Origin of the sequence: Streptomyces sp. NPDC047017, assembly GCF_040644175.1 — a bacterium.
Taxonomy (GTDB): domain Bacteria; phylum Actinomycetota; class Actinomycetes; order Streptomycetales; family Streptomycetaceae; genus Streptomyces.
This window is the reverse complement of sequence record NZ_JBEYVW010000009.1, coordinates 223,951-249,271: the sequence shown is the minus strand read 5'-3', so window position 1 is coordinate 249,271 and position 25,321 is coordinate 223,951. Positions and strand designations below refer to the sequence as shown.

Here is a 25,321-nt window from a genome sequence, read left to right as displayed (position 1 = left end):
AGCCCCGGGCGCGCCCGCCGTGCTTAGGGTCCTGGGCTGTGTCACACACCTTCGAAGAGCTTGTGGCGAAACAGCGCGCGGCCGACGAGGCGCAGACCCGCGTCGAGGAACTGCGCGCGAAGTACGGCCCGCCCGCGCAGGAGCGCTGGACCGGCCTGCAGAGCGAGACGTACGAGACCGCCTGGCGCGCCTGGCGCGACCTCGCCCGCGACCTCCAGGCCGCCCTGGGCGAGTACGCGGGCGACGAGGGGAGGGCGCGCACCGACATCGAGGCCGAGGTGGAGGAGGCGGCCCGGTCCTCCGAGTCCTCCGACGGCGGAGCACCGCGTCCGGAGAGACCCTGACCGCGCCGCGGGGGGGGGCGCCGCCCGTGTCGGGTCCGGCACGTATCCGCCGGGCCTCACCGGGTACCCGGTGAGGCATGGACACCACCCGGTTTGAAGCAGCCTCCGACGCGAGTTCCGTCTTCGGGGTCGTCGTCATCATCGTCGGCGGTCTGATCATCGTCGGCGGTCTGATCTGGGCCGTCCGGCTCGGGATCAAGGTGAAGCAGCGTGAGCCCAGGACGCCCCGGGGCGGCGAGCACCCCACGCTGCCCGAATCCGGACCGGTGCACGAGGAACAGCAGCGGCGCGAACCGGACGAGGTGCCCCGCGCCGAGGAGACCGGCCGCCGGCTGACCCCGCACGAACTCGGCTCCTCCGGCACCAGGCGCAGCGACGACCAGGACCGGCCGCGCTGGGACCCCGGCTCCAGCGGCTCCTTCGGCAGCGGCGGCTCCGGCCGCAAGTGACCCGGAGGCCGCGGACCGCACACCCGTACACAGCCACCGCACGAGCACCCGTACCCACCGGACGCGGAAGGAAGATGAGCAGCGTGACCGCGCACATAAGTGAGAAGACGACGGGCCGGCGCCCCGAGACGGGCTGGGCCACGGCCCGCCGGCTGCGGGAGAAGGGCGTGCGCACCTGCGTCCCGGCGGTCGCCTCGGCGGGAGAGGGCCGCGGCGGCCCGCGCCGGGACCGTACGGGCGCGGAGTGCAACATCGTGCGGGGAGAGGACTGACCCGCCCGCACGTCCCGGACACACGGGGGCCCGGCGCGGACGCGCCGGGCCCCCGCCGCGCATTCAGCCCCGGGTCTTCGCCAGGAGTTCGAGGATCTCGGCGGTGGTGCCCGTCTCGCCCAGGCGCGGGAAGATCCGCTCCACGCTGTTGCGGTGCGCCTCCGCGTCCATGTCGGCCATGGCGTCGGTGGCCGGCGTGACGTGGTAGCCGTGCTCGTAGGCGGCCCGCGCGGTGGACTCCACGCCGATGCTGGTGGCGATGCCGGTCAGCACGATCTGCGTGACGCCGCGGCGGCGCAGCTGCACATCGAGGTCGGTGCCGTGGAAGGCGCCCCAGTTGTGCTTGGTGACGGTGATGTCGCCCGGGTGCCCGGCCAGCTCGGGAACGATCACGTCCCAGCCGTCGGGGCGGGCGCCGCCGCCGGAGCGCGCCGCCTCGGTGCGGCCGGGCATCACGTCCGCGAAGTCGGCGGCGAAGGAGACCCGGACCAGGACCACGGGCAGGTCACGGGCGCGGAACGCCTCGGCGAGCTCCACCGAGCGGGCGAGCACCTCGGCGCCCGAGTGGGGCGCGGTCGGGGCGCCGACGATGCCGGCCTGGAGGTCGATCACCACGAGGGCGGTACGCGGGTCGAGGGCGGTGAGTGCCATGGGAGGAAAGCCTTTCAGGGCTTGTGCGGGGTGAGTCGTGTCAGCGGCAGAGTGCGGGTGAGCCTGTCCTTCACGGCCGCGTCAGCCGTTCCATCAGGCCGAACGCCTCGATCAGGGTCTGTCGTTCGGCCTCGGTGAACCGGTCCTCCAGGGCGCGGGCCAGCCACTCCTCGCGGATCCGCTGGTCGCCCTCGATGCGCTCGCGGCCGTTCTCGGTAAGCGTGACGAGCTGCCGCCGGCCGTCGTCCGGGTCGGGGGTGCGCCGGATCAGCCCGTGCTGCTCCAGGGCGGCGAGGGTGGCGGCCATCGACTGCGGACGGACCCCCTCGGCGGCCGCCAGCGCACTGGCCGTGGCGGCGCCGTGCTTGCCGGCCAGGGTGAGGGCCGACACCTGCGAGGGCGTGAGGTCCTCGTCCCGCGCGACCTCCCGGATACGGCGGCGCAGCCGGCTGAACACCACCCGCAGATCGCGCGCGGCCCGGGCGGCGGAGGCGGAACCGCCCTCGGGCGCCTCGGTGGGCTGATGATCCATGGCAACACCGTAGAACCAGCAATCGAAATTGTCCAGTCTGGACTGAACAGTTTGCCTGCACATTGCCCCGGCGACCGATGACCGGCGACCGATGACCGATGACCGATGGCCGCTGGCCGGCGGACCGGGGGACCAGGGATCGGCGGCCCGCGCGGGACCGGGCGGCCACGCCGGCCCGGCGGTACGCTGACGCCGTGCGCCTGCTGCTGATCTCGGACACCCACCTGCCCAAGCGCGCCAAGGAACTGCCCGCCCCCCTGCTCGCCGAACTCCCGCGCGCCGACGTCGTCTTCCACGCGGGGGACTGGGTCGACACCGCCACCCTCGACCTGCTGGAGCGCCGCAGCCGCCGGCTGATCGGCGTGTACGGCAACAACGACGGCCCCGAACTCCGTGCCCGCCTGCCCGAGGTGGCCCACGCCGAACTGGGCGGGCTGCGCTTCGGCGCCGTCCACGAGACCGGGCCCGCCACCGGGCGCGAGGCCCGCTGCGCCGCCCGCTTCCCCGGCCTCGACGTCCTGGTCTTCGGGCACAGCCACATCCCCTGGGACACCACCGCCGCCACTGGGCTGCGCCTGCTCAACCCCGGCTCCCCGACCGACCGGCGCCGCCAGCCGCACTGCACGTACATGACCGCCACCGTCACCGGCGGCCGCCTCACCGAGGTGGAACTGCGCCGGCTGCCTCCGCGCCGCACCGTGTGACGGAGGCCCGGGCCCGGTCCTGACCGGCGGCGGACGCAGAAGAGGGCGGCCCGGTCAGGGGCCGCCCCTAGGTCACACTTCCCTTTCTCGTGTCCGATGTCTCGGCGAGATCCGGGCCGCTCCGTGCGCGGAAGCAGCCCGGGAGCTGCGAGTATGCGCTGTCACGGACCTCCTTCCGGAGCGGTGTGCGTCGCACATGTGCGGGAGAGGCTGAGCCTCGTCCATTGCAGCCCGCCTACCCCTCCTGAGGAGAGCGAACCCCCCAAACCAGAAAACCTGGGAAATTTCCGAAATCAGCAGATCACGCGGCTACCGCAGGCCACGCACGTCACGCAGATCCCCCGAGCAGCAGAAACGCGGCCCTGGCCCATCCGCCCCACGGCCCGCGCACGGCGGCCTCCTCACCGGCGTCGCAGCCGCCTTACTCCGACGACGAGCAGCGCCACCACCAGGACCGCGCCCGCGGCCCCGGCGGCACGCCGGGCGACCGGCACTCCGGCGGCGCGCAGCAGATCCAGCGGCTCGGGCTCGCCGGCGGGGGCCGGGGGCCTCCCGGCGACCGCCGCGTACTCCTCGCTCTCCTGACCCCCGCCCTCCCCGTCCTCCCCGCCCTCCCCGTCCTCCTGCTCGCCGCCCGGCGCGTCGGACAGCCGCTGCGCCAGGCAGTCCGCGAACTGCCCCACCAGCCGGTCGCTCACCTCCGCCAGCACCCCGCGCCCGAACTGCGCCGGGCGGCCGGTCACCGTCAGATCGGTGCGCACCGACACCGCCGTGGCCCCGGCCCGCTCCTCCAGCGCGGCGGTGACCGTCGCCCGCGCCGTGCCCTGCCCGCGCGTCTCCCGGCCGCTCGCGGCCAGCACCATGCGATGGGCCGCCCCGTCCTGCTCCTCGAACACCGCCGTGCCCTTGTACGTCACGGTGATCGGCCCCAGTCTCACCCTGACCGAGCCGGTCACGGTCGTGCCGTCGTACGCCTCGACGCTCGCCCCCGGCAGGCACGGCGCGACCCGCTCGATGTCGAGGAGCGCCCGCCAGGCGTCGCCGACCGGGACGGGCACGGTGAACTCGTGCCGCAGTTCCATGACTTCCTCCTCGCATTCAGGCGGAACCGTTCGCGTGGATGGCTCCCGCGGTCGCGGTCAGGGGCGTCCCCGTGCCGCTCCAGCGCAGCGAGATGATCTCGGCCGCGACGGACACGGCGACCTCCTCGGGCGTACGGGCGCCGAGATCGAGCCCGACCGGTGAGCGCAGCCGGGACAGCTCGGCCGGGGTCAGCCCGGCCGCCAGCAGCCGCTCCATCCGGTCCAGGTGGGTGCGCCGGCTGCCCATCGCCCCGATATAGGCGGCCGGCCGGCGCAGCGCCTCCTCAAGCAGCGGTACGTCGAACTTGGGATCGTGGGTGAGTACGCAGATCACCGTGCGCTCGTCGGTCGGCGTGCCGCGCAGATAGCGGTGCGGCCAGTCCACGACCACCTCCACCGCGTCCGGGAACCGCCGCGGGGTGGCGAAGACCGGACGGGCGTCGCACACCGTCACCCGGTAGCCGAGGAAGGCGCCGATCCGGGCGACCGCCGCCGCGTAGTCGATCGCGCCGAACACCAGCATCCGCGGCGGTGGCGCGAAGGAGTGCAGGAACACCGAGACGGCGTCCTCGCGCCGCTCGCCGCGCGGGCCGTAGTGCCGCGTCCCCGTCGCGCCGACGGCGAGTTCACCGCGGGCGTCCGCGGTCACCGCCGCGTCCAGGCCGGGCGCGCCCAGCGTGCCCGCCACCGCGTCCGGCCACACCGCGAGCGCCGCCCCGCGCGGCGCCGGACCGTCGACCACGGTCGCCACGGTCACCGGCTCACCGGCGGCGACCGACGCCGCGACCGCGCCGAAGGCCGGGTCCGACTCCGGGGTCACCGGCCGGACCAGCACACCGATCTCGCCCCCGCAGGTGAGCCCGACCGCGAACGCGTCCTCGTCGCTGTAGCCGAAGGCCGCCAGTTGCGCCCGGCCGCCGGCCACGACCTCCTGGGCCAGCTCGAAGACCGCCCCCTCCACACACCCCCCGGACACACTGCCCACCACCTCGTCGTCCGGCCCGACCGCCATCGCCGCGCCGGGATCACGCGGCGCGCTGCGGCTGACCGAGACGACGGTGGCCAGTCCGAACGGCACCCGCGCCGCGTACCAGCGGGCGAGCACCGGCAGGATGTCACGCACGCTTCTCCTCCTTCGTCGTGCCGCTCGCCCGCGGGACACGGCCCGCGCCCGCACCGGAGGCCGCGTCCGCACCGGAGGCCGCTTCCGCCCCGGCACCGGAACCGGGCGGCGGGCCGGCGCCGCGCACCACCGCCGCCAGCCGCTCCAGCGCGGCCAGGCTGTGGCCCTCGACGAAGGCGTCCACGTACGGCAGTGCCGCGGCCATCCCGGCGGCGAGGGGCGCGTACCCGGGACGGGCCTTGCGCGGGTTGGCCCAGATCACGCGGTGCGCCAGCCGGTGCAGGCGGCCCATCTGCGCGGCGAGCAGCCGCGGATCACCCCGTTCCCAGCCGTCGGACAGCAGCACCACGACGGCCCCGCGCGCCGTGCCGCGCTGCCCCCAGCGGTCCAGGAACTCCCGCAGCAGTTCGCCCAGCCGGGTGCCGCCGCGCCAGTCGGGCACGGCCTCGGCGACGGCCGCCATCGCCAGGTCCGGATCGCGGTGGGACAGCTCCCGGGTCACCCGGGTCAGCCGGGTGCCGATGGTGAACACCTCGGTACGCCGGCCCCGGACCGCGGCGTGCGCGAACCGCAGCAGCGCGTCGGCGTACGGGGCCATGGAGCCGCTGATGTCGACCAGCAGCACCACCCGCCGGGGCCGCCGCGTCCGCGCGTGCCGCCGCAGCGGGGCCGGCTCGCCGCCGCGGCGCAGCAGGTCCCGTACGGTGCGGTGCGGATCGACGTGCCCGCGCCGGGCCGGCCGCCGGCGCGCGGTGCGCCGCGCCTGCCCGCGCAGCGCGAACGCGGCCAGCAGCCGGCGCACCTGCGCGCGTTCGGCGGCGTCGAGGCCGGCCACGTCCCGGTGGCGCAGTACCTCCGCCGAGCCGGCGAGCGAGGCGGCGGGCGGCCCCGGCCGCTCGCCGTCCGGGCCGCCGGTACGACGTCCGGCGGGCGCCTCGCGCACGAGGGGACGCGGCCGGGGCGGGGGAGCGGCCCGCACCCTCCGGCGCGGCGCCCCGCCGGGACCGGGCCCGAAGTAGGCGTCGAACACCCGCTCGTACCGTGCCAGGTCGTCCCGGTCCCCGCACAGGGTCAGCCGCCCCGCCCAGTACACATCCGCCCGGACACCGGGCCGCAGCACAAGCACCGCCCGCAGAAAGGCATGCACCCGCTCACCACTCACCCCGACCCCAGCGGCCCGCAGCACCCGCGCGAACCCGACCAACACGGCATCGGGCTGCCCCGATGCCACGGGGGCGCCGGTCGCGCCGCCGCCCGCCGGCCCGCCGTCGGCCGGGCTTCCACCCGCCGTCGCGCTCCTGCCTGCTGCCGTGCCGCCGGCTGCGGGGTTCCCACTCGCCGTCGCGCTGCCGCCTGCCGGGTTCCCGCCCGTCGTGCCGCCCGCCGCACCGCCATCGGCCCGGTTCCCGCTCGCCATCGCGCTACTGCTTGCCTGGTTCCCGCTCGCCGCCGTACCGCTGCCTGCGGCGCTTCCGCCCGTCGTGCCGCCCGCCGGATTCCCGGCCACCGCACCGCCGCTCACGGGGCCTCCGCCCACCGCACCGCCACCCGCCCGGCCCCCGCCCACCGAGTCCCCGCCCCCCAAACCGTGACCCCCCAAACCCCCACCCACCCCGCCCCTCAAGGCGCCCCACCCGCCAGGATCGCCGTGAAGTCCAGCCCCCGGGCCCGGGTCGTGTCCTCGTGGTACTTCAGGGCCGCGCCCAGGGTGGCCAGCGCCAGGTCCGCGTCGGCCTCGTCGGCGCCGAGGGCGGCGAGAGCGCGGGTCCAGTCGAGGGTCTCGGCCACGCCGGGCGGCTTGAGCAGGTCCTGCGCGCGCAGTGCCTGCACCAGCGCGGTCACCTGCTCGGCCAGCCGGGCCGACACCTCGGGCAGCCGGCGCCGCACGATGGCGAGTTCGCGGGCGAAGCCGGGATGGTCGAACCAGTGGTACAGGCAGCGCCGCTTGAGGGCGTCGTGCACCTCCCGGGTCCGGTTCGAGGTCAGCACGACCACCGGCGGCACCTCGGCCCGCAGCGTGCCCAGCTCGGGAATGGTCACCTGGAACTCCGACAGCACCTCCAGCAAGAACGCCTCGAACTCGTCGTCGGCGCGGTCGATCTCGTCCACCAGCAGCACCGACGGCTGGGTCTGCAACGCCCGCAGCAGCGGCCGGGCGACCAGGAACCGCCGGTCGTACAGCTCGCGTTCCAGCCGGTCGGCGTCCTGCACCCCGGCCGCCTCGGCGGCCCGCAGATGCAGCAGCTGCCGGGGGAAGTCCCAGTCGTACAGCGCCTGCGAGGCGTCGATGCCCTCATGGCACTGCAACCGGATCAGCGGGGCGTCCAGCGCCTCGGCGAGGGCGGCGGCCAGCGCCGTCTTGCCGACGCCCGCGTCACCCTCGCAGAACACCGGCCGGTGCAGCCGCATCGCGAGGAAGCAGGCGACGGCGAGCCCGTCGTCGACGAGGTAGCCGGTCTCCTCCAGACGCGCACGCACCTGCTCGGGGCTGTCGACGGCGGTGATCGGCGCTCACCCCATCCCGGCGGCGGCCAGGACCGCCCGTTCGGTGAGCACCCGCGCGAGATGGGCACGGTACTCCGGCGAGGCCGACGCGTCCCGGGACGGCCGGGTGCCCTCGGCCGCCGACCGTGCCGCCCGTGCCACCGCGCCGCGGTCACCGGCCCCGGTGAGGGCCTCCTCGGCCGCCGCGGCCCGCAGCGGGGTCGCGCCCATGTTGGTCAGCCCGATCCGGGCCTCGGCGACTTCCCCGTCCACGCGCCGCACCAGCGCGGCCACCCCGACCATCGCCCAGGACTGGGACACCCGGTGGAACTTCTCGTACCGGAAACCCCAGCCCTCCCGTTTCGGCACCCGCACCTCGACCAGCAGCTCGCCCGGCTCCAGCGCGGTCAGCAGGTAGTCCGTGAAGAAGTCCCGCGCGGCGATGACGCGCCGGCCGCCCGGCCCCACGGCCACCAGCTCCGCGTCCAGCGCCAGCGCCACCGCGGGCAGGTCACCGGCCGGGTCGGCGTGGGCGAGCGCGCCGCCGAGGGTGCCCCGGTGCCGTACGGCAGGGTCGGCGACCGTCTCGGTGGCCTGGGCGAGCAGCCCGGCGTACCGCCGCACCAGCGGATCGCGGACCACGTCGTGGTGGGTGGTCAGCGCGCCGACGACGAGCGTGTCGCCGTCCTCGCGGACCCCGCGCAGCGAGGGGATCCGCCCGACGTCGACGACGAGTTCGGGGAAGGCCAGCCGAAGCCGCAGCAGCGGCAGCAGGCTCTGCCCGCCGGCCAGCACTTTCGCGTCCTCGCCCGCCTCGGCGAGCAGCCGCACCGCCTCCTGCGGGCTCGCCGGACGGGCGTAGTCGAACGCCGGGGGAATCATGCCGGCTCCTCCTTCCGGTCCGGGCCGGCCGCCCGGACGGCCTCCCAGACCCGCTCGGGCGTGCACGGCATCGGCACGTCGTGGACGCCCAGCGGGCGCAGCGCGTCCACGATCGCGTTGACCACGGCCGGCGTGGAGGCGATCGTGCCCGCCTCGCCGACGCCCTTGGCGCCCAGCGGGTTGGAGGCGGCGGGCGTCTCGGTGCGGTCGGTCACGAAGTCGGGCAGGTCCGCCGCCGAGGGGATCAGGTAGTCGGCCATCGTGCCGGAGACCAGATTGCCCTCCGCGTCGTACACCGCCTCCTCGAACAGCGCCTGCGCGATGCCCTGGGCGAGACCGCCGTGCACCTGCCCCTCGACGATCATCGGGTTGATCACCCGGCCCACGTCGTCGACGCAGACGTAGGAACGGACCCGGGTCTGCCCGGTCTCGGTGTCGACCTCGACCGCGCACAGATGGGTGCCGTGAGGGTAGGAGAAGTTCTCCGGGTCGAGCACGTGCTCGGCGTTCAGTGTGGGTTCCATGCCCTCGGGCACGTCGTGCGAGGTGAACGTCGCGAAGGCGACCTCCTGGATGCTGCGGCGCGCCTCCGGGGAGCCCTTCACCGCGAACACGCCGTCCTTGAACTCCAGGTCGTCCTCGCTGGCCTCCAGCAGGTGGGCGGCGACCCGGCGCGCCTTCTCCACCACCTTCCGGGCCGCCCGGTGCACGGCCGCCCCGCCCACCACCAGCGAGCGTGAGCCGTAGGTGTCCATGCCCTGCGGGGCCACCTTCGTGTCGCCGTGCACCACCTCGACGTCCTCGAACGGCACGCCCAGCACGTCCGCGGCAATCTGGCTCCAGCACGTCACATGCCCCTGCCCGTGCGGGCTGGTGCCGGTGACCACCTCGACCTTGCCGGTGGGCAGCACGCGGATGCTCGCCGCCTCCCAGCCGCCCGCCGAGTACCGCAGGTCGCGCAGCACCCGGCTCGGAGCCAGCCCGCACATCTCCGTGTACGTCGACACGCCGATGCCCAGCCGCACGGTGTCCCCGCGCCCGGCGCGCTCGCGCTGCTCGGCACGCAGCTCGTCGTAGCCGAACAGGGCGAGCGCCTTCTCGGTGGCCGCCTCGTAGTTCCCGCTGTCGTAGGTCAGGCCCGCGATCGAGGTGTACGGGAACTCCTCGTGCCCGATCCAGTTGCGGCGCCGGACCTCCACCGGGTCCAGGCCCACCTCGGCGGCCAGCTCGTCCATGATCCGCTCGATGGCGTACGTGGCCTCCGGGCGGCCGGCGCCGCGGTAGGCGTCGGTGGGGGTGCGGGTGGTGAACACGCCGGTGCAGTGGAACTCGTAGGAGTCCATCTTGTAGATCGCCGGGTACATGAACGCGCCCAGGATCGGGATGCCCGGCGTGACCAGCATCAGATAGGCGCCCATGTCGGCCAGCAGGTCCACCTTCAGGCCGAGCAGCCGGCCCTCGCGGGTCGCGGCGATCTCGACGTCCTGGATCATGCCCCGGCCGTGGTGGGTGGCGAGATAGCCCTCGGAGCGGGACTCGGTCCACTTCACGGGCCGGCCGAGCCTGCGCGCGACCGCCAGCGCGATCGCCTCCTCGCCGTACACCTGGAGCTTGGAGCCGAAACCGCCGCCCACGTCCGGGGCGACCACCCGCAGCTTGTGCTCGGGCACACCGGTGACCACCGACAGCATGATCCGCAGGATGTGCGGGATCTGCGTGGCGGAGTACACGGTGTACTCGCCGGAGGCGGCGAGCGGGGTGACGACGACCGCGCGCGGCTCCATGGCGTTGGGGATCAGGCGCTGCTGCCGGTAGCGCCGCCTGACGACCACGTCGGCGCGGGCCCGGACCGCCGCGAAGTCCTCACCGGCCCGCAGCGGCCAGTCGTAGGCGCGGTTGGTGCCCTTGTCGGCGTGGACCAGCGGGGAACCGCCGGCGAGCGCGGCCTCCAGGTCGAGCACCGGGTCCAGCGGCTCGTAGTCGACCTCGACCGCCTCCAGCGCGTCGGCGGCCGCGTACCGGTCGCGCGCCACCACCACGGCCACCGGGTCGCCGGCGTGCCGCACCTCGTCGAGGGCGAGCGGCGGGTGGTCCGGCAGCACCATGTCCTCGGTGACCGGCCAGGCGCACGGCAGCGAGCCCAGGTCCCCGGCCAGGTCGCGGCCGGTGAACGCGGCGACCACGCCGGGGCGTTCCAGGGCGGGGGAGACGTCGATCCGCTCGACGCGCGCGTGCGCCATGGGACTGCGCAGGACGGCCAGGTGCAGCAGGCCGGTGACGGTGATGTTGTCCGTCCAGTTGGTCTGCCCGGTGAGCAGCCGGGCGTCCTCCTTGCGCAGCCGGGCCCGGCCGACCTCGCCCGCCACCGCCTGCTCGGTCATGCCGTCACCCCCTCGGCGGGAGCGGGCCGCCGGCCGGAGCCGTCGTCCCCGGCCACGTCGAGCACCGCGCGCACGATGTTCTGGTAGCCGGTGCACCGGCACAGATTGCCTTCGAGTGCCTTGCGCACCTCGCCGGAGGTCGGGTGCGGGTTCTCGCGCAGCAGGTCGCGCGCGGCCATCAGCATCCCGGGGGTGCAGTAACCGCACTGGAGGGCGTGCCGCTCGTGGAAGGCGCGCTGCAACGGGGTCCACGCGCCGTCCCGGGCCAGCCCCTGCACGGTGGTCACCTCGCACCCGTCCGCCTGGACGGCCAGCACCGTGCAGCTCTTCACGCTCACACCGTCCAGCTCGACCGTGCAGGCGCCGCAGTTGGAGGTGTCGCAGCCGATCGGCGTACCGGTCAGGCCGAGACGGTCCCGCAGATAGTGGACCAGCAGGAGACGGGGTTCCACCTCGTCCTCGTAGACCGTGCCGTCCACCGTGACCGATACAGGGGTCATATGCCCTCCAGGAACGTACGGACAGGAACGCACGGGCGTGAGTGAGGGAAACCAGCGTCCGATGTGGTGTACGTCACTCTATGACCGCGTCCGTGGCACGGCGAGTGCTGCGCGGGAGCGCCCCGCCCGTCAATCCGTTGCCGCGGGACGCCCGGTTCTGCTGCCCTGCGCGTGACCGGCCGCCACCGACGGACCCGGCTCACCCGCACCACCTGCACCACCTGCACCGTCCGACTCGGCCGCCGAGGAGCACCCGTGCGCACACCGTCCATGTCCCCCCGGGAAGCCTTCCGCCCCCTCCATCAAGGACATGACGCCCGGTGCACCTGCTCAACCTCGGCGTCCTCGCGCACCTCGACGCGGGCAAGACCAGCCTGACCGAACGCCTGCTGCGCTCCGCCGGAGTGATCGACGGGATCGGCAGCGTCGACTCCGGCAGCACACAGACCGACACCCTCGCGCTGGAACGGCAGCGCGGCATCAAGGCGGCCGAGCGGGTGGCTGGTTGAGCGGGTGAATGGTCAGGGCCGGTCACGCTGCCGTACGGCGAACGCGGAGAACGAACGCGGGTCAGGCGATCCGCGCGGGCGAATCCGGAGAGCGGGCGGCTGCCCGGGGCGGCGGACGGACGGGCGGTCGGTCCGGCGGATGCACGGACGGGCGGTCCGGCGCGGCCACCCGCGAACCGCTCGACCACGCCTGTCCCGCGAACCGGTCGAACACGCTTGTCCCGTGAACTGGTCGAACTCGCTTGTCCCGTGAACTGGTCGAACTCGCTTGTCCCGTGAACTGGTCGAACTCGCTTGTCCCGTGAACTGGTCGGCCGCGGCTGCCCCGCGAGCCGACCGACCGCGCGCTCTCCCGCGAGACGAGCGAGCCGGATGGCCACGGGCCACCCCGCGAGCCGACCGACCGCTCCCTACCTCACCTCACCAGCCGCCGTCCGCCCACGCCCCACCTACCCCGCCACCCGCTCGACCGCGGCGAGCACCGGTGCGATGCCGTCCTCCTCGCGGATCAGGGCGCCCAGGGCCGCGGCCCGCTCCCGGTAGCTGGCGACCCGGGTGGCCCGGACCAGTGCCGCGGCGAGCGAATCCGCGGTGAGGCCGCGCAGCGGGACGGCGCAGGGGGCCACGCCCAGCGAGATGAGGCGCTCGGCCCAGAAGCCCTCGTCGAACTGGACCGGCAGCGGGACCGCGGGCACCCCGGCGCGCAGCCCGGCGGCGGTCGTGCCCGCACCGGCGTGATGCACCACGGCGGCCATCCTCGGGAACAGCGCCGAGTGCGGCACCTCCCCGATGGTCAGCATGTCGTCGCCGGCCGCCGCCAGGCCGCCCCAGCCGCGCTGCACCACCCCGCGCAGCCCGGCCCGGCGCAGCGCGCGCACGATCGTGCCGCTGAGCCGGGCCGGGTCGGGCACGGTGGCGCTGCCCAGGCCGACGAAGACCGGTGGCGGCCCGGCGTCCAGGAACTCCCGCAGCGCGGCGGGGAGCCGCTCGTCACCGTCGTAGGGCCACCAGTAGCCGCACACTTCGAGGCCCGGCCGCCAGTCGTGCGGGCGGGGCACCACCAGCGGGCTGAAGCCGTGGTGCACCGGGCGGCGCATGCCGGCCCGGATGCGCAGCGCGGTCCCGAGCCGTGCGGGAGGCAGCCCCAGCCGGGCCCGTACGGCCGGTACCGCGGCGGAGAAGACCCGTTCCACGGCGAGGTTCACCCCGTGTCCCGCGAGCCGGTTCGCCGGGCCGCCGAAGTGCCCGCCGCCCAGCAGCGGAGGGGCGAACTCCCGGGTGGGGGAGAGGGGTTGCAGATGGACGCCCATGCTGGGCAGTTCCAGCGCCTCGGCGATGGCGTGCCCGACCGGCCCCAGGGACCCGGACAGCAGCAGCACGTCGCTCTTCTCGGCCGCCGCGATCAGCCCGTCCGTCATGCGCGCGAGCGCCGCCCGGGCCAGCCCGACGGCGCGCACCATCTTGCCCGCGCCGGTCGCGCTGCGGTGCAGCCCCCGCCCGCGCGCGGAGTCCAGCTCGGCGCGCGGGTCCACCGGCAGCGGATGGAACCCGAGCCCCGACCCGGCGACCAGGGGCTCGAAGCATCCGTGGGTGACCAGGGTGACCGCGTGGCCCGCCCGGGCCAGGCCGAGTCCGAGCCCGGTGAACGGTGCCACGTCGCCCCGGGACCCGGCCGTCATGATGGCTATGCGCACGACCGTCAGTATGGCCCGGGCGGTGGGCCGCCGCCCGTCGGCGACCTGCGGTCCGGCGGCCGCCGCGGCCCCGGCCGGGCGCCCGGACCCCGGGGCCGGCGGCGCGCCGTTCAGGCCCCGAGCTGCCGGGACGCCGCGGTCATGGTCTGCTCCAGAAGGGTGGCGATGGTCATCGGGCCGACGCCGCCGGGGACCGGGGTGATCAGCGAGGCCCGCTCCGCCGCCGAGTCGAAGTCGACGTCACCGACGTTGCCCGGGTTGTAGCCCGCGTCGATCACCACCGCGCCCGGCTTGACGTCCTCGCCGCGCACCAGCCGCGGCCGGCCCACCGCGGCGACCACGATGTCCGCCTCGCGCAGCACGGACGGCAGTTCCCGGGTCCGGGAGTGGCAGTACGTCACCGTGGCGTCCCGGGCGAGCAGCAGCATGCCCGCCGGCTTGCCGAGGATCGCGCTGCGGCCCACCACCACGGCCCGCTTGCCCGCCGGGTCCACGTCGTAGGCGTCGAGCAGCCGCATGATGCCGCCGGGCGTGCAGGACACGAAGCCGGGCAGCCCGAAGCTCATCGTGGCGAAGGAGGCGAAGGTGACGCCGTCGACGTCCTTCTCGGGCGCGATCGCCTCGAACGCGGCGCGCTCGTCGATGTGGTCGCCCACCGGGTGCTGCAGCAGGATGCCGTGGACCGCCGGGTCGGCGGAGAGGTCGCGCAGCGCGGCGACCAGTTCCCCGGTGGTGGTCGCGGCGGGCAGTTCCACGTGCCGGGAGGCGATGCCCGCCGCGCGGCAGCGGTTCTGCTTCATCCTGACGTAGGTGACGGAGGCGGGGTCCGCGCCGACGAGCACGGTCGCCAGACACGGCCGCACCCCCGTGCGCTCGGTGAGCGCGGCGGCCCGGTGCGCGGTCTGCCCGACGATGCGGCGGGCGAGCGCGGTGCCGTCCATGAGGCGGGCCCGAGACGCGGCCTGAGACGTGACCTGGGACATGATCCACTCCTGAGCGTTCGACGGATCGCCCAGGCGCGCGGCTGTGACTTCGCGGAGCCGCTCCCCGGTGGTGCTCCACCTCAGCGCCAGTCACGGCCCGCCTCCAGCCTATGCCAGGCCCGTCGCCCCACCGGCCGGGGGTGCCGGTCAGCGCCGCCGGGCCCGGGGCGGGTGCGGTGTCCGGTGGCGCGGACGGCACCGCAGCGCCGTGCGCAGCACCGACCGCAGCAGCGGGAACGGGACCGGCCGGGGTACGGCAGGCGCGGGACGCGGGCGCCGCACGAGCGAGGAACGCGCGTGCCCGGCGCCGGCCCGTGCCGAGAAGGTCCAGGTCAGGCGAGAGCTGACCTGGACCCGCGCGGCCCTCCTCCCTACTCGTCCCATGCCTGGATCATGACCTGTTCGGCGATCTTGCCGTCGCGCAGCGAGATCATGGACTCGGCGAGGACCCGGACGCCGTCCGGATACGCGCAGGACTCCACGTACGCCGCGTGGTCGCCCTGGACGACGCACCGCTCCAGCCGGTGCGTCATGTCGCGGCCGTAGACGTCGTCCAGCATCGCGCCGATCTGCCCGCGCCCCTTGACCACCTTGGGGTGGCTGGGCTGGGCGTCGCGGTCCACGATGCGTATCTCGGCGTCGTCCGCGTAGAGCGACAGCAGTGTGGACGCCGTGTGCTCCTCGATGCCCCGGCGCAACGCGTCGGTGTCGAAGGCGGGATGTGCCGTGGTCGCCATGGTGACCTCCTGCGAGGCCGCGGCCCGGGGAGGCGGGCCGCCCACCGGCCTCTCCTACCGAGCCTCCTCCGGCGCGCCCGGCCCGGCAAGCGCAGCCGCGCGGACCGGCGCGCTCGCCCTGACGGGTGAGCGGTACGGGGCGGCCGTGTCCGGACCCGTCCGGCGGCGTTGCAGAGGACATGATCTCCACTCGACGTATCGTCGCCGTCGCCTCTCTCGCCGCCTCGGTCACGGGTCTGGCCGCGCTGCCGGCGAGCGCCGCCGGCTCGCCCGTCCCCATCGTGGGCAGGGCGGTGCCCGTGGGCCTGCTCGACTCGGTCGCCACCACCGGCGTCCCGGCGGACCAGCAGAACCGGCTCCCCTCGGTCTCCGAGCAGCTCTCCGGGCTCCAGCACGTACGCGACCTCAACCAGGTGAACCGGCTGGAGCAGGTCACCGGCCTGGTCTCCCCGCTCTTCGGCCTGGTCCCCGCGATCCAGCACTGACGCCCGGCACCGGCCGGCCCCGCGGTCCTGCCGCCGCCGCCCGGATCCGCGTCCCCACCGATCACTCGCGGCGTAGGGTCGGGGGGACGGACACCGGTCGACGGAAGGGACTCCCACCATGGCCCAGGAAGTGCGCGGCGTGATCGCACCCGGGAAGGACGAACCCGTACGGGTCGAGACGATCGTCGTGCCGGACCCGGGACCCGGGGAGGCCGTCGTCCAGATCCAGGCGTGCGGGGTCTGCCACACCGACCTGCACTACCAGCAGGGTGGCATCAACGACGAGTTCCCCTTCCTGCTCGGTCACGAGGCCGCGGGCGTGGTCGAGTCGGTCGGCGACGGCGTCACCGACGTCGCGCCCGGCGACTTCGTGGTCCTCAACTGGCGTGCCGTGTGCGGCGCCTGCCGCGCCTGCCTGCGCGGGCGCCCCTGGTACTGCTTCGACACCCACAACGCCCGGCAGCGGATGACCCTGACCGACGGCACCGAACTCTCCCCGGCGCTCGGTATCGGCGCCTTCGCGGAGAAGACGCTGGTCGCAGCCGGGCAGTGCACCAAGGTCGACCCGGACGTCTCCCCGGCCGTGGCCGGGCTGCTGGGCTGCGGCGTGATGGCCGGCATCGGCGCGGCGATCAACACCGGCGACGTCGGCCGCGGCGACGCGGTCGCCGTCATCGGCTGCGGCGGGGTCGGGGACGCGGCCGTCGCCGGGGCGCGGCTGGCGGGCGCGGCGAAGATCATCGCCGTGGACATCGACGACCGCAAGCTGGAGACCGCCCGCGCCATGGGCGCCACGCACACCGTCAACTCCCAGGAGACCGACCCGGTCGAGGCCGTCCGCGAGCTGACCGGCGGCTTCGGCGCGGACGTCGTCATCGAGGCCGTGGGCCGCCCCGAGACGTACAAGCAGGCGTTCTACGCCCGCGACCTGGCCGGCACGGTCGTCCTCGTCGGCGTGCCGACCCCCGAGATGAAGCTCGAACTGCCGCTGCTCGACGTCTTCGGGCGCGGCGGCGCGCTGAAGTCGAGCTGGTACGGCGACTGCCTGCCCTCCCGGGACTTCCCGATGCTCATCGACCTGCATCTGCAAGGACGCCTGCCGCTGGACAAGTTCGTCACCGAGACCATCGGGCTCGACGAGGTGGAGCAGGCCTTCGAGCGGATGCACCACGGTGACGTGCTGCGCTCGGTGGTGGTGCTGTGATGGCCGCCCGCGTCGAACGGCTCGTCACCGCCGGGCAGTTCAGCCTCGACGGCGGCACCTGGGACGTCGAGAACAACGTGTGGATCGTCGGCGACGACCACGAGGCGGTCGTCATCGACGCCGCCCACGACGCCGAGGCCATCGCCGCCGCGGTCGGCGACCGCCGGCTGACCGCCATCGTGTGCACCCACGCCCACAACGACCACATCGACGCGGCCCCGGCGCTCGCTGACCTCACCGGCGCCACGATCTGGCTGCACCGCGACGACCTGCCGCTGTGGAAGATGACCCACCCCGACCGCGATCCCGACGAGCACCTGATCGACGGCCAGGTGATCGAGGCGGCCGGCGCGGATCTGAGAGTCCTGCACACCCCCGGCCACGCCCCGGGCGCCGTCTGCCTCCACGACCCGGCGCTCGGCGTCGTCTTCACCGGCGACACCCTCTTCCAGGGCGGCCCCGGCGCCACCGGCCGCTCCTACTCCCACTTCCCGACCATCATCGACTCGATCCGCGACCGCCTCCTCACCCTGCCGCACGGCACGAAGGTCCTCACCGGCCATGGCGACCCCACCACCATCGGCGCCGAGGCCCCGCACCTGGAGGAGTGGATCGCCCGCGGCCACTGAGCGGCCGGGCCGCGCGGGACCCGTCCCCGCCCGGCCCGCGCACCCGCCGCCGCACAGGTCGCCCGGCCGCACCCGCCTCCCGGCTACCGCTGAGTGGCCGGGGCCAAGGGCGGCTGGGTGCCCGGCAGCGACCAGCGGGCCGAGTGCCCCGGCGGCAGTCCGAGATCCGCGCGTACGGCGGCGTAGTAGCCCTCGCGCGCGGCGCGCTGCCGCTCCAGCAGCACCTGCCAGGCTTCGGGCGCCCGCTGCCCCTCGCGCAGGAACCGCTCCATGTCCATCACCACCACGACCCATGTCCGGGCCCGCTCCACGACCTGCGGGCTGCCCAGCATGATCAGCGCCTCGCCCGACGGGTCCCGGGCGAGCACCGCCTCCGCCAGCAGGGGTTCGGCGTCGGTGAGGGGCAGCGGATGCGGATGAGGGTCGCTGCCGAGATGGGAGGCGACCCGGTAGGCCAGAGTGACCGACTTCTTCAGCGTGCGCGCGTACTCGGAGTACACGACGAGCCGGCGCTCCTCCCAACGGGCCGCCCGATCCCGGCGGGACCGGTCCCGGTCACTGCGCACGACCGCCAGATACGAACCGAGCGCGCCGATCACGACGCCTATGAGCGCGGGGAGTTGCTGAAGAAAGGCAGACATGCGGTGCACGGTATCCGCGGCGGCGCTCCGCGCGGGGCTAGGTTCATGTGCATGACGGACACACGACGTTTCGACGGGCACGGGGTCCTCGTCACCGGCGCGGCCCGCGGTATCGGCGCGGCCACCGCCCGGCGGCTGGCCGAGGAGGGGGCGCGGGTCTACGCGACCGACGTGGACGGGGCCGCGGCGGAGCGGACCGCGGCCGCGCTGCGCGAGCGCGGGCTCGAGGTGCGGGCGGCCGAGTGCGACGTGGCGGACCGGGCCTCGGTCGAGGCGGCCGTGGCCGGTGCGGCCGACGCGTTCGGCTCGCTCGACGTCCTGGTCAACAACGCGGCCCGCTGCGCGCCCGACACCCCGGCGTTCGAGGACGACTCGGACGAGGAGTGGGCCCTCGACCTCGATATCACCCTGACCGGCGCCCACCGCTGCTGCCGGGCGGCCCTGCCGCACCTGGCGGCGTCCGGACGCGGCGCGATCGTGAACATCGGATCGGTCAACGCCCTCCAGGACTACGGCAACCACGCCTACAGCGCCGCGAAGGCCGGCCTGGCCTCGCTCACCCGCACCCTCGCCGGGCACGCCGCCGCTCGCGGCGTACGCGTCAACCTGGTCGTGCCGGGCACCGTCCGCACCTCGGCCTGGCGGGGGCGGGAAGCCGCGCTCGACCGGGTCCGCGGCCTGTATCCGCTGGGCCGGGTCGGTGAGCCCGAGGACATCGCCGCCGCCGTGGCCTTCCTCGCCTCCCGCGACGCCGCCTGGATCACCGGCACCGCGCTCACCGTCGACGGCGGCCTCACCGCCGTCAACACCGGCTTCCGCGCGGCCGTCCAGGAATCCGGGGCCTGAACCCGGAGCGGAATCCGGGACCGGTGCTCGGAGCGGAATCCGGGACCGGTGCTCGGAGGCGGGGCGCGTCCGGCGCCGTCCCGCCCGTGCCGGACCCGGCCCCCTCCGGCAGCGCCCGCCGCGACCGCCGCAGCAGCTCCCGCGCCGCCGGCCCGGCGGGCCCCCTCCGCCCGCCGGGCCAGGGCGACCCGGCCGCGCGCCCGGGCGTCGTCGATCCGCGGCGTGCGCGGTTCCTGCTCCGCCTCCGGCCGCGCCAGCACGGCGACCCCGCGGCCGCGCGCGGCCGGCCGCAGCAGCGACTCGGGCGCCGCCGCCTCGAACGCCACCCGCGGCCGGATGCCGGCTTGCGCGCACAACCGGTCGAGCACGGCCCGCGCCCTCGTGCCGGCCGGCAGACCGATCAGCGGATACCCGCGCAGCGCGGCCGGCGGCACGGCCCGGCCGGTGCCGTACGCCGCCGCCGGCGAATGGTCCGCGGTGACGGCCGTCACCAGCGGCACGTCGATCACCACCTGGAAATCGACCCCCGGCGGGACCTCGTCGTCCAGACCGGCCACCGCCAGGTCGAGTTCCCCGTGCCGCGGCGCCGCCGGCATCCGCTCGGAGGAGTCCTCGGCGGCGAGACCTCCACCTCCGGTGGGCGGCACGGAAGCCGGCCGGCAGCCGGGGAACGCCGAACGCCTGGCCCAGCACGCCGGACACCAGACCGACTCCGACCCGTCCGCGCAGCAGCCCCGTGAACTCCTCGACCGCCCGCCGCACTCCGTCGACCGCCGCCGGCGCGGCCCGCGCGTGCGGCAACACCGCCGCCCCCACCTCGGTGGTCCGCACCGATCGGCCCGAGCGGTCCAGCAGCGGCTGCCCCAACTCCCGTTCCAGCTACCGGATCTGCGCGCTCACCCCCGGCTGCGCCACGTGCAGCCGCGCGGGGCCGGGGGTCACCGTTTCGTCTCGAAGTAGGCCGCTTTGCAACCACCGCGCCCTCCCGGCGGTCTAGCCCACCGAGACCACCGACACACACCACACCCCGAGAGGGAGGGCCGCCATGCGGCACATGGGCAGACGGGGAGCCGTCGTACTCGGCGTCACCGGACTGGTGGCGCCGCTCACACTCGCGCTCGGCACCGCGCCGGCGCAGGCCGCCACGAGCTGCACAACACAGGCCGGGCCGTACCAGAAGCAGGCGGAGAAGTTCCTCGGCCGCCCGGTGGACGGGCGCCAGTCGGCCGCCGACTGCAAGGCGATCCGGTCCTTCCAGAGCACGCACGGCATCACCCCGGCCATCGGGTACGCGGGCCCCGTCACCTGGAATGTGATGAACGTCGTCCAGAAGCAGCGGGCCGCCGGCAAGAACCCGAACAAGGCAGGGCACTGCCCCACCAACAAGGGCCGCATAGCCTGCGTCGACCTCACCCTCCAGCTGAGCTGGATCCAGGACGGCAAACGGCTCGTCTACGGGCCCGTACCGGTGCGCACCGGCCGGGACGGCTACGAGACCCGCACCGGCCTCAAGAAGATCTACTGGCGCCACCTCAACCACGTCTCGACGCTCTACGACGTCAAGATGCCCTACAGCCAGTTCTTCGACGGCGGCCAGGCGTTCCACTCGGTCGGCGTGAGCATGTGGAACCAGCCGGGCTCGCACGGCTGCGTCAACATGACGACCACGGACGCCAAGAAGTACTGGTCGCTGCTGAAGACGGGGGACGACGTCTTCGTGTACGGCCGCAAGCCGGGAACCTGAGCCGGGAACCCTGGTCGGGGGTGGGCGGGTTGACGTGGATGGACGTGATGAGCAACACGGTCCGAAATGTCCGTATTCGGCCGTACTTACTCACAACGCCTTCACGTCGACCGGCATATGCTTCACAGCATGTCCACCACTGTTGAAACCGCCTCCGAGCGATCGGCCGCGGAGGTCAACGAGGAGATCCGTGCCCTGTGGCGCCGGTCGGGCGGGACACTGACCACCGAGCAGCGCGAGCAGTACCAGCGCCTCGTCCTGGAGTGGGCCATGGCCGCTCCGGACGAGGACCAAGCGGCCTAGGACCTCCCTGACCCCGCCCGTCCCGGGCACCGAACCCTCCGCACAGGGCACCCTTCACGCAATGGGTGCCCTCTTGGCATTGGCCTCCGCCCCGGCAGCCCTGCCGGCTGCCGGCCGGTCGGCTCCCGTCCGGCCGGGAGCGGCCCCGTCAGCTCCAGGTCGCCGAGTAGCGTCGCCGGTACGCCCTGCGGTCCCGTTCCGCGCGGACCCTGCCCGTCGCCACGAGCGCCGCCAGGCTGCCGCCGACGACGAGCAGCCCGGGGCCGAGGTTCCTGCGGTCCGACAGCCCGCGCGGCAGCGGGGCGGCACCACCCGTGGTGCCCGGCACCGGAACCGGCGGCCCGGGAGCGGCGGCGCCCGGTGCGAGGCTGTCGCGGGCCGGTGAGCCGGACGGGGCCGGAGCGGCCGTGGCAGCGTCCGGCGACACGATCAGCCGTACCCCCAGCGCGGTCAGCGCCCCGGCCACCGGCTGGAAGAAGGTCGTACCGCCCGTCGCGCAGTCGCCGCTGCCGCCCGAGGTCACCCCGAGCGCGATCCCCTCGGAGAACAGCGGGCCGCCGCTGTCGCCCGGCTCCGCGCACACGGTGGTCCGGATCAGTCCGGTGACGGTGCCCTCGGGATAGTTCACCGTGGCGTCCAGCCCGGTCACCCGGCCGTCGTGCAGCCCGCTCGTGCTGCCGCTGCGGAACACCCGCTGCCCCACCGCCGGATCGCCCGCCCCCGTGATCCGTACGCCGTTGCCGCCGCCGATGGCCACCACGGCGGCGCCCCGCCCCGCGCTGCCGGAGGTATAGCGCACCAGCGAGAAGTCACGGCCGGGGAAGGTCCCGGCGACCGTCCGCCCCAGCTCCCGGCCGCCCTGGCCACCGGTGAACCAGACCGAGCCGGCGGGCCCGCAGTGACCGGCGGTGAGGAGGAAGTCGCCGCGCCCGTCGGTCACGTTGAACCCGGCCGAGCAGCGCCCGCCGGCCGACAGGATGGGCTGCGCCCCGTTGAGCCGGGTGGTGAACCTGCCCGCCGTGCGGCGCATCCGCACGTACGGACCGATGCCGCGGGCGGCCTGCGCCATCCGGGCCCAGTCGCCCGCGGAGACGGTGCTGTCCGCCTCGACGGTCACCTCGTTGGTCCGGTAGTCCATGGTCCACGCCGTGCCGCTCACCCGGGGCGCCGCGCGCAGGGCCGCCGTCGCCGCCCGCAGCTCATCCATGCTGTGCCGCACGGTCCTCGCCTCGGCCCCGGCCCGGCGCACCTCGGCCGCCACCCGCGCGTCGGTGACGGCGACGACCGTACGCCCGTCGGAGCCGACCCAGCTTCCTGCCGTACGCGCCGTCCCGAGCCGCGCCACCAGGGCGGCGCCTGACCCGGCGCCCGATCCGGCGCCCGACCCGGCACCCGGGGCCGCGTCCTCCCGCGCCGGTGCGCTCACCACGCCACCCGCGGCACCGGCGGCACCCGCGGCACCGGCAGCACCGGTGGCACGGGCGGAACCGGCAGGCTCGCCCGCCATCGCCGCCTGCGTGACCATCGTGCCGCCCAGCAGCAGCCCCGCGACGGCCGCCAGCCGGGTCACCCGCCGGACGACCCGTCGTCGAACATGCCTCATGTCTGGCTCCCGAACGCCTGGCCCCCGAAGTGTGTGACGTGCGGCGCGCGCGGTTCCCGGACGCCGGTCCCCGGCCCGCCCGCCCTCCATACGGAGCGCGTCCGGCCCGCGTTCACCGCGGTGAGCGGCCTTAGACTGCCCGCATGGACGAGACCCTGACGGCGCGGCTCGGGGCCGGCAAGTACCTGCTGGTCACCAGCTACCGCCGCGACGGCACACCCGTCGCCACCCCGGTGTGGGTCGTGCGCGACGGCGCCGCGCTCGGCGCGTGGACGGCCGCCGGCTCCTGGAAGGTCAAGCGGATCCGCAACCGCGCCGACGTCCTGGCCGGCCCCTGCGACGTACGCGGCAAGCCGACCGGCGAGCAGGTACCCGCCGTCGCGGAGATCTGCGACCCGGCCACCACGGCCCGCTACCGCGCCCTCATCGCCCGCAAGTACGGCCTCGTCGGCCGCCTCACTCTGCTCGGCAGCCGACTGCGCCGGGGCACCCGGGGGACCGTCGGCATCCGGATCACCCCCACCCTCTGACCGCCTCACACGACTTCTCCGCCGTACTCAGCGTGACTGCTAACCTACTGCGCGTGGCGGCGCTTCGGGAGTCGTCGACGGCTGACGGGGTGCGGTGTGGAGAAGGCGATCCGGGCCAGGTGCCGGGCGACGGGACGATGGCTCACCGACCGGGCCGCCTGGTGCCTGGCCGGTTCCCTCGCGCTGTACGCGCTGACCGCGCTCACCCACCCCGCCGAGCCGCTTGACCTGCGCGTCTACCGCGAGATCGCGCCGCACGTCCTCACCGGCGACCTCTACGACCGGGTGGTGCGCACCGGCCCGCCCATCCCCGAACTGCCCTTCACCTACCCGCCGTTCGCGGCCCTGGTGCTCCTCCCGCTGTCGCATCTGTCCTGGACGGCGGCCGTCGTGCTCTGGCGGGCGGCCTCCCTGGCCGCCCTGCCGGTCATCACGGCGGGCGCCCTGCGGCTGCTGTCCTCCCGCCCCGCCGGCCGCGTCCGGCAGCGCGCCCTGCTCTGGGCCGCCGCCGGGCCCTGGCTGGAACCCGTGCGCCACACCCTCGACCAGGGGCAGATCAATCTGCTGCTGGGCGCAGCCGTCCTGTGGGGGCTGGCCCTGCACCGGGGCGTCGCGGGCCGGGGCGCCGTGGGACGGGGCGCCGCCGTGGGGCTCGCGGCGTCGCTGAAGCTGACCCCGGCCGTGGCCGGCCTGTACCTGCTGGCGACCCGGCAGTGGCGGGCCGCGGTGTGGTCCGTCGTCACCGGCGGTGCGACCGTCGCCCTGGCCTGGTGTGTCGCTCCGCGTGAGTCGGCGCGGTACTGGTCGGGGCTGGTGACCGACACCCGCCGCGTCGGCCCGGTGTGGACGGTGCGCAACCAGTCCCTGCGCGGCGCCCTCACCAGGCTGGCCGGACCGGACGTCACCGCCTCCGCCCTGTGGTGGGCGGCGCTCGCGCTGGTCACCCTGGCGGCGGTGGCCGCCCTGCGCGGTGCCGTACGCCGCGACGACCGGCTCGGCGTCCTCGTCACGGTGGAGCTGTACGGACTGCTGGTGTGCCCCGTCTCCTGGAGCCACCACTGGATCTGGTGCCTGCCCGCCATGATCTGGCTGGCCCACGGCCCGCACCGGCACCGGCCGCTCAGCCGCGCCGTCCTCGCCCTGTGGGCCCTCGTCACCGTCACCCGCCTGGTGCCGCGCCTGACCGGTATCGAGGACCGGCTGGCGCACCCCCTGCCGTATCCGGCGCCGCTGGCCTGGCCGGGCTGCGTGTACGTCCTCTGCGCGGTGCTGACGTTCCTCGCCCTGGCGCCCGCTGCCCGGCGGCCGGAGCACCCCGGCGTCGCCCCGGCCCGGCGGCCACCGGTCCGGTCGGGCACGTCGCTGCCGTCCTGACATACGGCGCGGCGACCGCGGGGCCGTACGGCGGTCAGCTCCAGGCGCGGTACGGCTCGTCGAGGAGCTGGAAGACGGGCTCGCCCCGTACCGGGTCCTTGACGGTGGACAGCCGGACCCGGTCGCCGCTGTGGATCCCGATGAGCGGGCCCATGACCCGGCCGCGCACGACGAAGCCCTCGCTCATCTCGATCAGCGACACATTGCGCGCGGCGGGTGTGTTGCGGTGCACCACGGTGGCGTGCCGGACCGTGCCGGTGCCCTCGCTGCGCTCGGTCCGCAGCTCACTGCATTGGCACACCGGGCACAGCAGCCGGTGGTACATGGCCGTACCGCACCAGGTGCAGCGCTGGAAGGAGAGGGCGTCCGGGTCGCGGGCCTCCGGAGCGAGGGCGGCGTCGGGGGCAAGGACGTCGGCGGCCAGTGCCTCGGAGGCAAGGAGGTCCGGGGAGAGGACGTCCGGGGTGAGGGCGCCGGGGGCGGGGGCTGCCGGTTCGAGGAGGCCGGTCGCGGAGCCGGCTGCCGGATGAGCCGCTTCTGCTGAGGGGTGGTACACGCTGGTCAACTCCCTGCGCTCGGCCGGAATCCCGCGTGCGCGGAGAGTCCGTGCACGCCTGTGCGCGGTGCGGCGCAAC

At 75.0% G+C, this 25,321-nt stretch carries 27 protein-coding genes, 2 pseudogenes and 1 riboswitch; of the genes and pseudogenes, 13 read left to right on the top strand and 16 right to left on the bottom strand.

Going from position 1 to position 25,321, the window contains the following annotated elements; all coding sequences use genetic code 11:
- The first annotated feature begins 38 nt into the window (after positions 1 to 38).
- From ABZ858_RS17880 to ABZ858_RS17870, 3 genes are all read left to right on the top strand, one after another.
- Complete coding sequence (locus ABZ858_RS17880) at positions 39 to 344, top strand: hypothetical protein (protein WP_361378645.1); 306 nt, start codon at positions 39 to 41, stop codon at positions 342 to 344.
- A 77-nt stretch (positions 345 to 421) separates the two neighbouring features.
- Positions 422 to 793, top strand: coding sequence for a DUF6479 family protein (locus tag ABZ858_RS17875; RefSeq protein WP_361378642.1), 372 nt, complete (start codon positions 422 to 424; stop codon positions 791 to 793).
- 74 nt (positions 794 to 867) lie between these two features.
- Complete coding sequence (locus tag ABZ858_RS17870) at positions 868 to 1,065, top strand: hypothetical protein (RefSeq protein ID WP_361378639.1); 198 nt, start codon at positions 868 to 870, stop codon at positions 1,063 to 1,065.
- Between the two features lie 63 nt (positions 1,066 to 1,128).
- On the opposite strand, the gene ABZ858_RS17865 is transcribed toward ABZ858_RS17870, so the two are convergent.
- Both ABZ858_RS17865 and ABZ858_RS17860 read right to left on the bottom strand, forming a co-directional pair.
- Positions 1,129 to 1,716: a hydrolase gene (locus ABZ858_RS17865; protein ID WP_361378636.1), complete on the bottom strand. Its 588-nt coding sequence runs from the start codon at positions 1,714 to 1,716 to the stop codon at positions 1,129 to 1,131.
- Between the two features lie 70 nt (positions 1,717 to 1,786).
- A complete protein-coding gene (locus tag ABZ858_RS17860) occupies positions 1,787 to 2,248 on the bottom strand; it encodes a MarR family transcriptional regulator (protein ID WP_361378633.1) in 462 nt (153 codons plus the stop codon).
- A 194-nt stretch (positions 2,249 to 2,442) separates the two neighbouring features.
- Here ABZ858_RS17860 and ABZ858_RS17855 point away from each other — a divergent pair, with 194 nt between their 5' ends.
- On the top strand, positions 2,443 to 2,952 hold the full coding sequence (locus ABZ858_RS17855) for a metallophosphoesterase (protein WP_361378630.1): 510 nt from the start codon (positions 2,443 to 2,445) through the stop codon (positions 2,950 to 2,952).
- Positions 2,953 to 3,353: 401 nt separating this feature from the next.
- On the opposite strand, the gene ABZ858_RS17850 is transcribed toward ABZ858_RS17855, so the two are convergent.
- The 7 genes from ABZ858_RS17850 to ABZ858_RS17820 form a co-directional block, all read right to left on the bottom strand.
- Positions 3,354 to 4,034 (bottom strand): SRPBCC family protein, encoded by a 681-nt coding sequence (locus ABZ858_RS17850; protein ID WP_361378627.1) that lies wholly within the window; start codon positions 4,032 to 4,034, stop codon positions 3,354 to 3,356.
- A gap of 16 nt (positions 4,035 to 4,050) precedes the next feature.
- Positions 4,051 to 5,157: an XdhC/CoxI family protein gene (locus tag ABZ858_RS17845; RefSeq protein ID WP_361378624.1), complete on the bottom strand. Its 1,107-nt coding sequence runs from the start codon at positions 5,155 to 5,157 to the stop codon at positions 4,051 to 4,053.
- Positions 5,150 to 6,304 (bottom strand): VWA domain-containing protein, encoded by a 1,155-nt coding sequence (locus tag ABZ858_RS17840; protein ID WP_361378621.1) that lies wholly within the window; start codon positions 6,302 to 6,304, stop codon positions 5,150 to 5,152. The genes ABZ858_RS17845 and ABZ858_RS17840 overlap by 8 nt, the downstream gene beginning before the upstream one ends.
- Before the next feature lie 473 nt (positions 6,305 to 6,777).
- A complete protein-coding gene (locus ABZ858_RS17835) occupies positions 6,778 to 7,662 on the bottom strand; it encodes a MoxR family ATPase (RefSeq protein WP_361378861.1) in 885 nt (294 codons plus the stop codon).
- A gap of 6 nt (positions 7,663 to 7,668) precedes the next feature.
- Positions 7,669 to 8,523 carry a xanthine dehydrogenase family protein subunit M gene (locus ABZ858_RS17830; RefSeq protein WP_361378618.1) on the bottom strand — a complete coding sequence of 285 codons (855 nt, stop codon included), beginning with the start codon at positions 8,521 to 8,523 and terminating at the stop codon, positions 7,669 to 7,671.
- Positions 8,520 to 10,904 carry a molybdopterin cofactor-binding domain-containing protein gene (locus ABZ858_RS17825; protein ID WP_361378615.1) on the bottom strand — a complete coding sequence of 795 codons (2,385 nt, stop codon included), beginning with the start codon at positions 10,902 to 10,904 and terminating at the stop codon, positions 8,520 to 8,522. Before ABZ858_RS17825 ends, ABZ858_RS17830 begins: the two co-directional genes overlap by 4 nt.
- Entirely contained in the window at positions 10,901 to 11,404 is a 504-nt protein-coding gene (locus ABZ858_RS17820; RefSeq protein WP_361378612.1) for a (2Fe-2S)-binding protein, read from the bottom strand. Before ABZ858_RS17820 ends, ABZ858_RS17825 begins: the two co-directional genes overlap by 4 nt.
- Positions 11,405 to 11,724: 320 nt before the next feature.
- On the opposite strand from ABZ858_RS17820, the pseudogene ABZ858_RS17815 reads away from it, so the two are divergent.
- Positions 11,725 to 11,886 (top strand): annotated as a pseudogene (locus ABZ858_RS17815) (GTP-binding protein); the annotation flags it as partial.
- A gap of 476 nt (positions 11,887 to 12,362) precedes the next feature.
- Here the strand turns inward: ABZ858_RS17815 and ABZ858_RS17810 are convergent.
- The 3 genes from ABZ858_RS17810 to ABZ858_RS17800 all read right to left on the bottom strand — a co-directional run bounded on the left by ABZ858_RS17810 (position 12,363) and on the right by ABZ858_RS17800 (position 15,327).
- Entirely contained in the window at positions 12,363 to 13,592 is a 1,230-nt protein-coding gene (locus tag ABZ858_RS17810; RefSeq protein ID WP_361378858.1) for a glycosyltransferase, read from the bottom strand.
- A 125-nt stretch (positions 13,593 to 13,717) separates the two neighbouring features.
- A complete protein-coding gene (locus tag ABZ858_RS17805) occupies positions 13,718 to 14,590 on the bottom strand; it encodes a bifunctional 5,10-methylenetetrahydrofolate dehydrogenase/5,10-methenyltetrahydrofolate cyclohydrolase (protein ID WP_361378609.1) in 873 nt (290 codons plus the stop codon).
- Positions 14,591 to 14,610: 20 nt separating this feature from the next.
- Positions 14,611 to 14,694, bottom strand: a riboswitch (ZMP/ZTP riboswitch).
- Between the two features lie 267 nt (positions 14,695 to 14,961).
- The gene (locus tag ABZ858_RS17800) at positions 14,962 to 15,327 is read right to left on the bottom strand and encodes a nuclear transport factor 2 family protein (protein ID WP_361378606.1); all 366 of its coding nucleotides are present in this window, start codon (positions 15,325 to 15,327) and stop codon (positions 14,962 to 14,964) included.
- A 179-nt stretch (positions 15,328 to 15,506) separates the two neighbouring features.
- Here ABZ858_RS17800 and ABZ858_RS17795 point away from each other — a divergent pair, with 179 nt between their 5' ends.
- The 3 genes from ABZ858_RS17795 to ABZ858_RS17785 all read left to right on the top strand — a co-directional run bounded on the left by ABZ858_RS17795 (position 15,507) and on the right by ABZ858_RS17785 (position 17,645).
- Entirely contained in the window at positions 15,507 to 15,812 is a 306-nt protein-coding gene (locus ABZ858_RS17795) for a hypothetical protein (RefSeq protein ID WP_361378603.1), read from the top strand.
- 118 nt (positions 15,813 to 15,930) lie between these two features.
- Positions 15,931 to 17,016, top strand: a complete 1,086-nt coding sequence (locus tag ABZ858_RS17790) for an S-(hydroxymethyl)mycothiol dehydrogenase (RefSeq protein WP_361378600.1) — start codon at positions 15,931 to 15,933, stop codon at positions 17,014 to 17,016.
- Complete coding sequence (locus ABZ858_RS17785) at positions 17,016 to 17,645, top strand: MBL fold metallo-hydrolase (RefSeq protein WP_361378597.1); 630 nt, start codon at positions 17,016 to 17,018, stop codon at positions 17,643 to 17,645. The genes ABZ858_RS17790 and ABZ858_RS17785 overlap by 1 nt, the downstream gene beginning before the upstream one ends.
- Before the next feature lie 83 nt (positions 17,646 to 17,728).
- On the opposite strand, the gene ABZ858_RS17780 is transcribed toward ABZ858_RS17785, so the two are convergent.
- Entirely contained in the window at positions 17,729 to 18,286 is a 558-nt protein-coding gene (locus tag ABZ858_RS17780) for a hypothetical protein (protein WP_361378594.1), read from the bottom strand.
- Between the two features lie 51 nt (positions 18,287 to 18,337).
- On the opposite strand from ABZ858_RS17780, the gene ABZ858_RS17775 reads away from it, so the two are divergent.
- A complete protein-coding gene (locus ABZ858_RS17775; protein ID WP_361378591.1) occupies positions 18,338 to 19,132 on the top strand; it encodes an SDR family NAD(P)-dependent oxidoreductase in 795 nt (264 codons plus the stop codon).
- A 224-nt stretch (positions 19,133 to 19,356) separates the two neighbouring features.
- Here the strand turns inward: ABZ858_RS17775 and ABZ858_RS17770 are convergent.
- Positions 19,357 to 19,728 (bottom strand): annotated as a pseudogene (locus ABZ858_RS17770) (LysR substrate-binding domain-containing protein); the annotation flags it as partial.
- 449 nt (positions 19,729 to 20,177) lie between these two features.
- On the opposite strand from ABZ858_RS17770, the gene ABZ858_RS17765 reads away from it, so the two are divergent.
- Together ABZ858_RS17765 and ABZ858_RS17760 are read left to right on the top strand one after the other, a co-directional pair.
- Positions 20,178 to 20,876, top strand: a complete 699-nt coding sequence (locus ABZ858_RS17765; protein ID WP_361378588.1) for a L,D-transpeptidase family protein — start codon at positions 20,178 to 20,180, stop codon at positions 20,874 to 20,876.
- Positions 20,877 to 20,993: 117 nt separating this feature from the next.
- A complete protein-coding gene (locus tag ABZ858_RS17760) occupies positions 20,994 to 21,179 on the top strand; it encodes a hypothetical protein (protein ID WP_361378585.1) in 186 nt (61 codons plus the stop codon).
- Between the two features lie 148 nt (positions 21,180 to 21,327).
- Here ABZ858_RS17760 and ABZ858_RS17755 read toward each other — a convergent pair whose 3' ends face one another.
- Complete coding sequence (locus ABZ858_RS17755) at positions 21,328 to 22,782, bottom strand: S1 family peptidase (RefSeq protein WP_361378582.1); 1,455 nt, start codon at positions 22,780 to 22,782, stop codon at positions 21,328 to 21,330.
- Positions 22,783 to 22,925: 143 nt separating this feature from the next.
- Between ABZ858_RS17755 and ABZ858_RS17750 the strand changes: the two genes are divergently transcribed.
- Positions 22,926 to 23,312, top strand: a complete 387-nt coding sequence (locus tag ABZ858_RS17750) for a PPOX class F420-dependent oxidoreductase (RefSeq protein WP_361378579.1) — start codon at positions 22,926 to 22,928, stop codon at positions 23,310 to 23,312.
- Between the two features lie 96 nt (positions 23,313 to 23,408).
- Positions 23,409 to 24,686: a glycosyltransferase 87 family protein gene (locus tag ABZ858_RS17745; RefSeq protein WP_361378576.1), complete on the top strand. Its 1,278-nt coding sequence runs from the start codon at positions 23,409 to 23,411 to the stop codon at positions 24,684 to 24,686.
- Positions 24,687 to 24,720: 34 nt separating this feature from the next.
- On the opposite strand, the gene ABZ858_RS17740 is transcribed toward ABZ858_RS17745, so the two are convergent.
- Complete coding sequence (locus ABZ858_RS17740; RefSeq protein ID WP_361378855.1) at positions 24,721 to 25,110, bottom strand: hypothetical protein; 390 nt, start codon at positions 25,108 to 25,110, stop codon at positions 24,721 to 24,723.
- Positions 25,111 to 25,321: the final 211 nt, after the last annotated feature.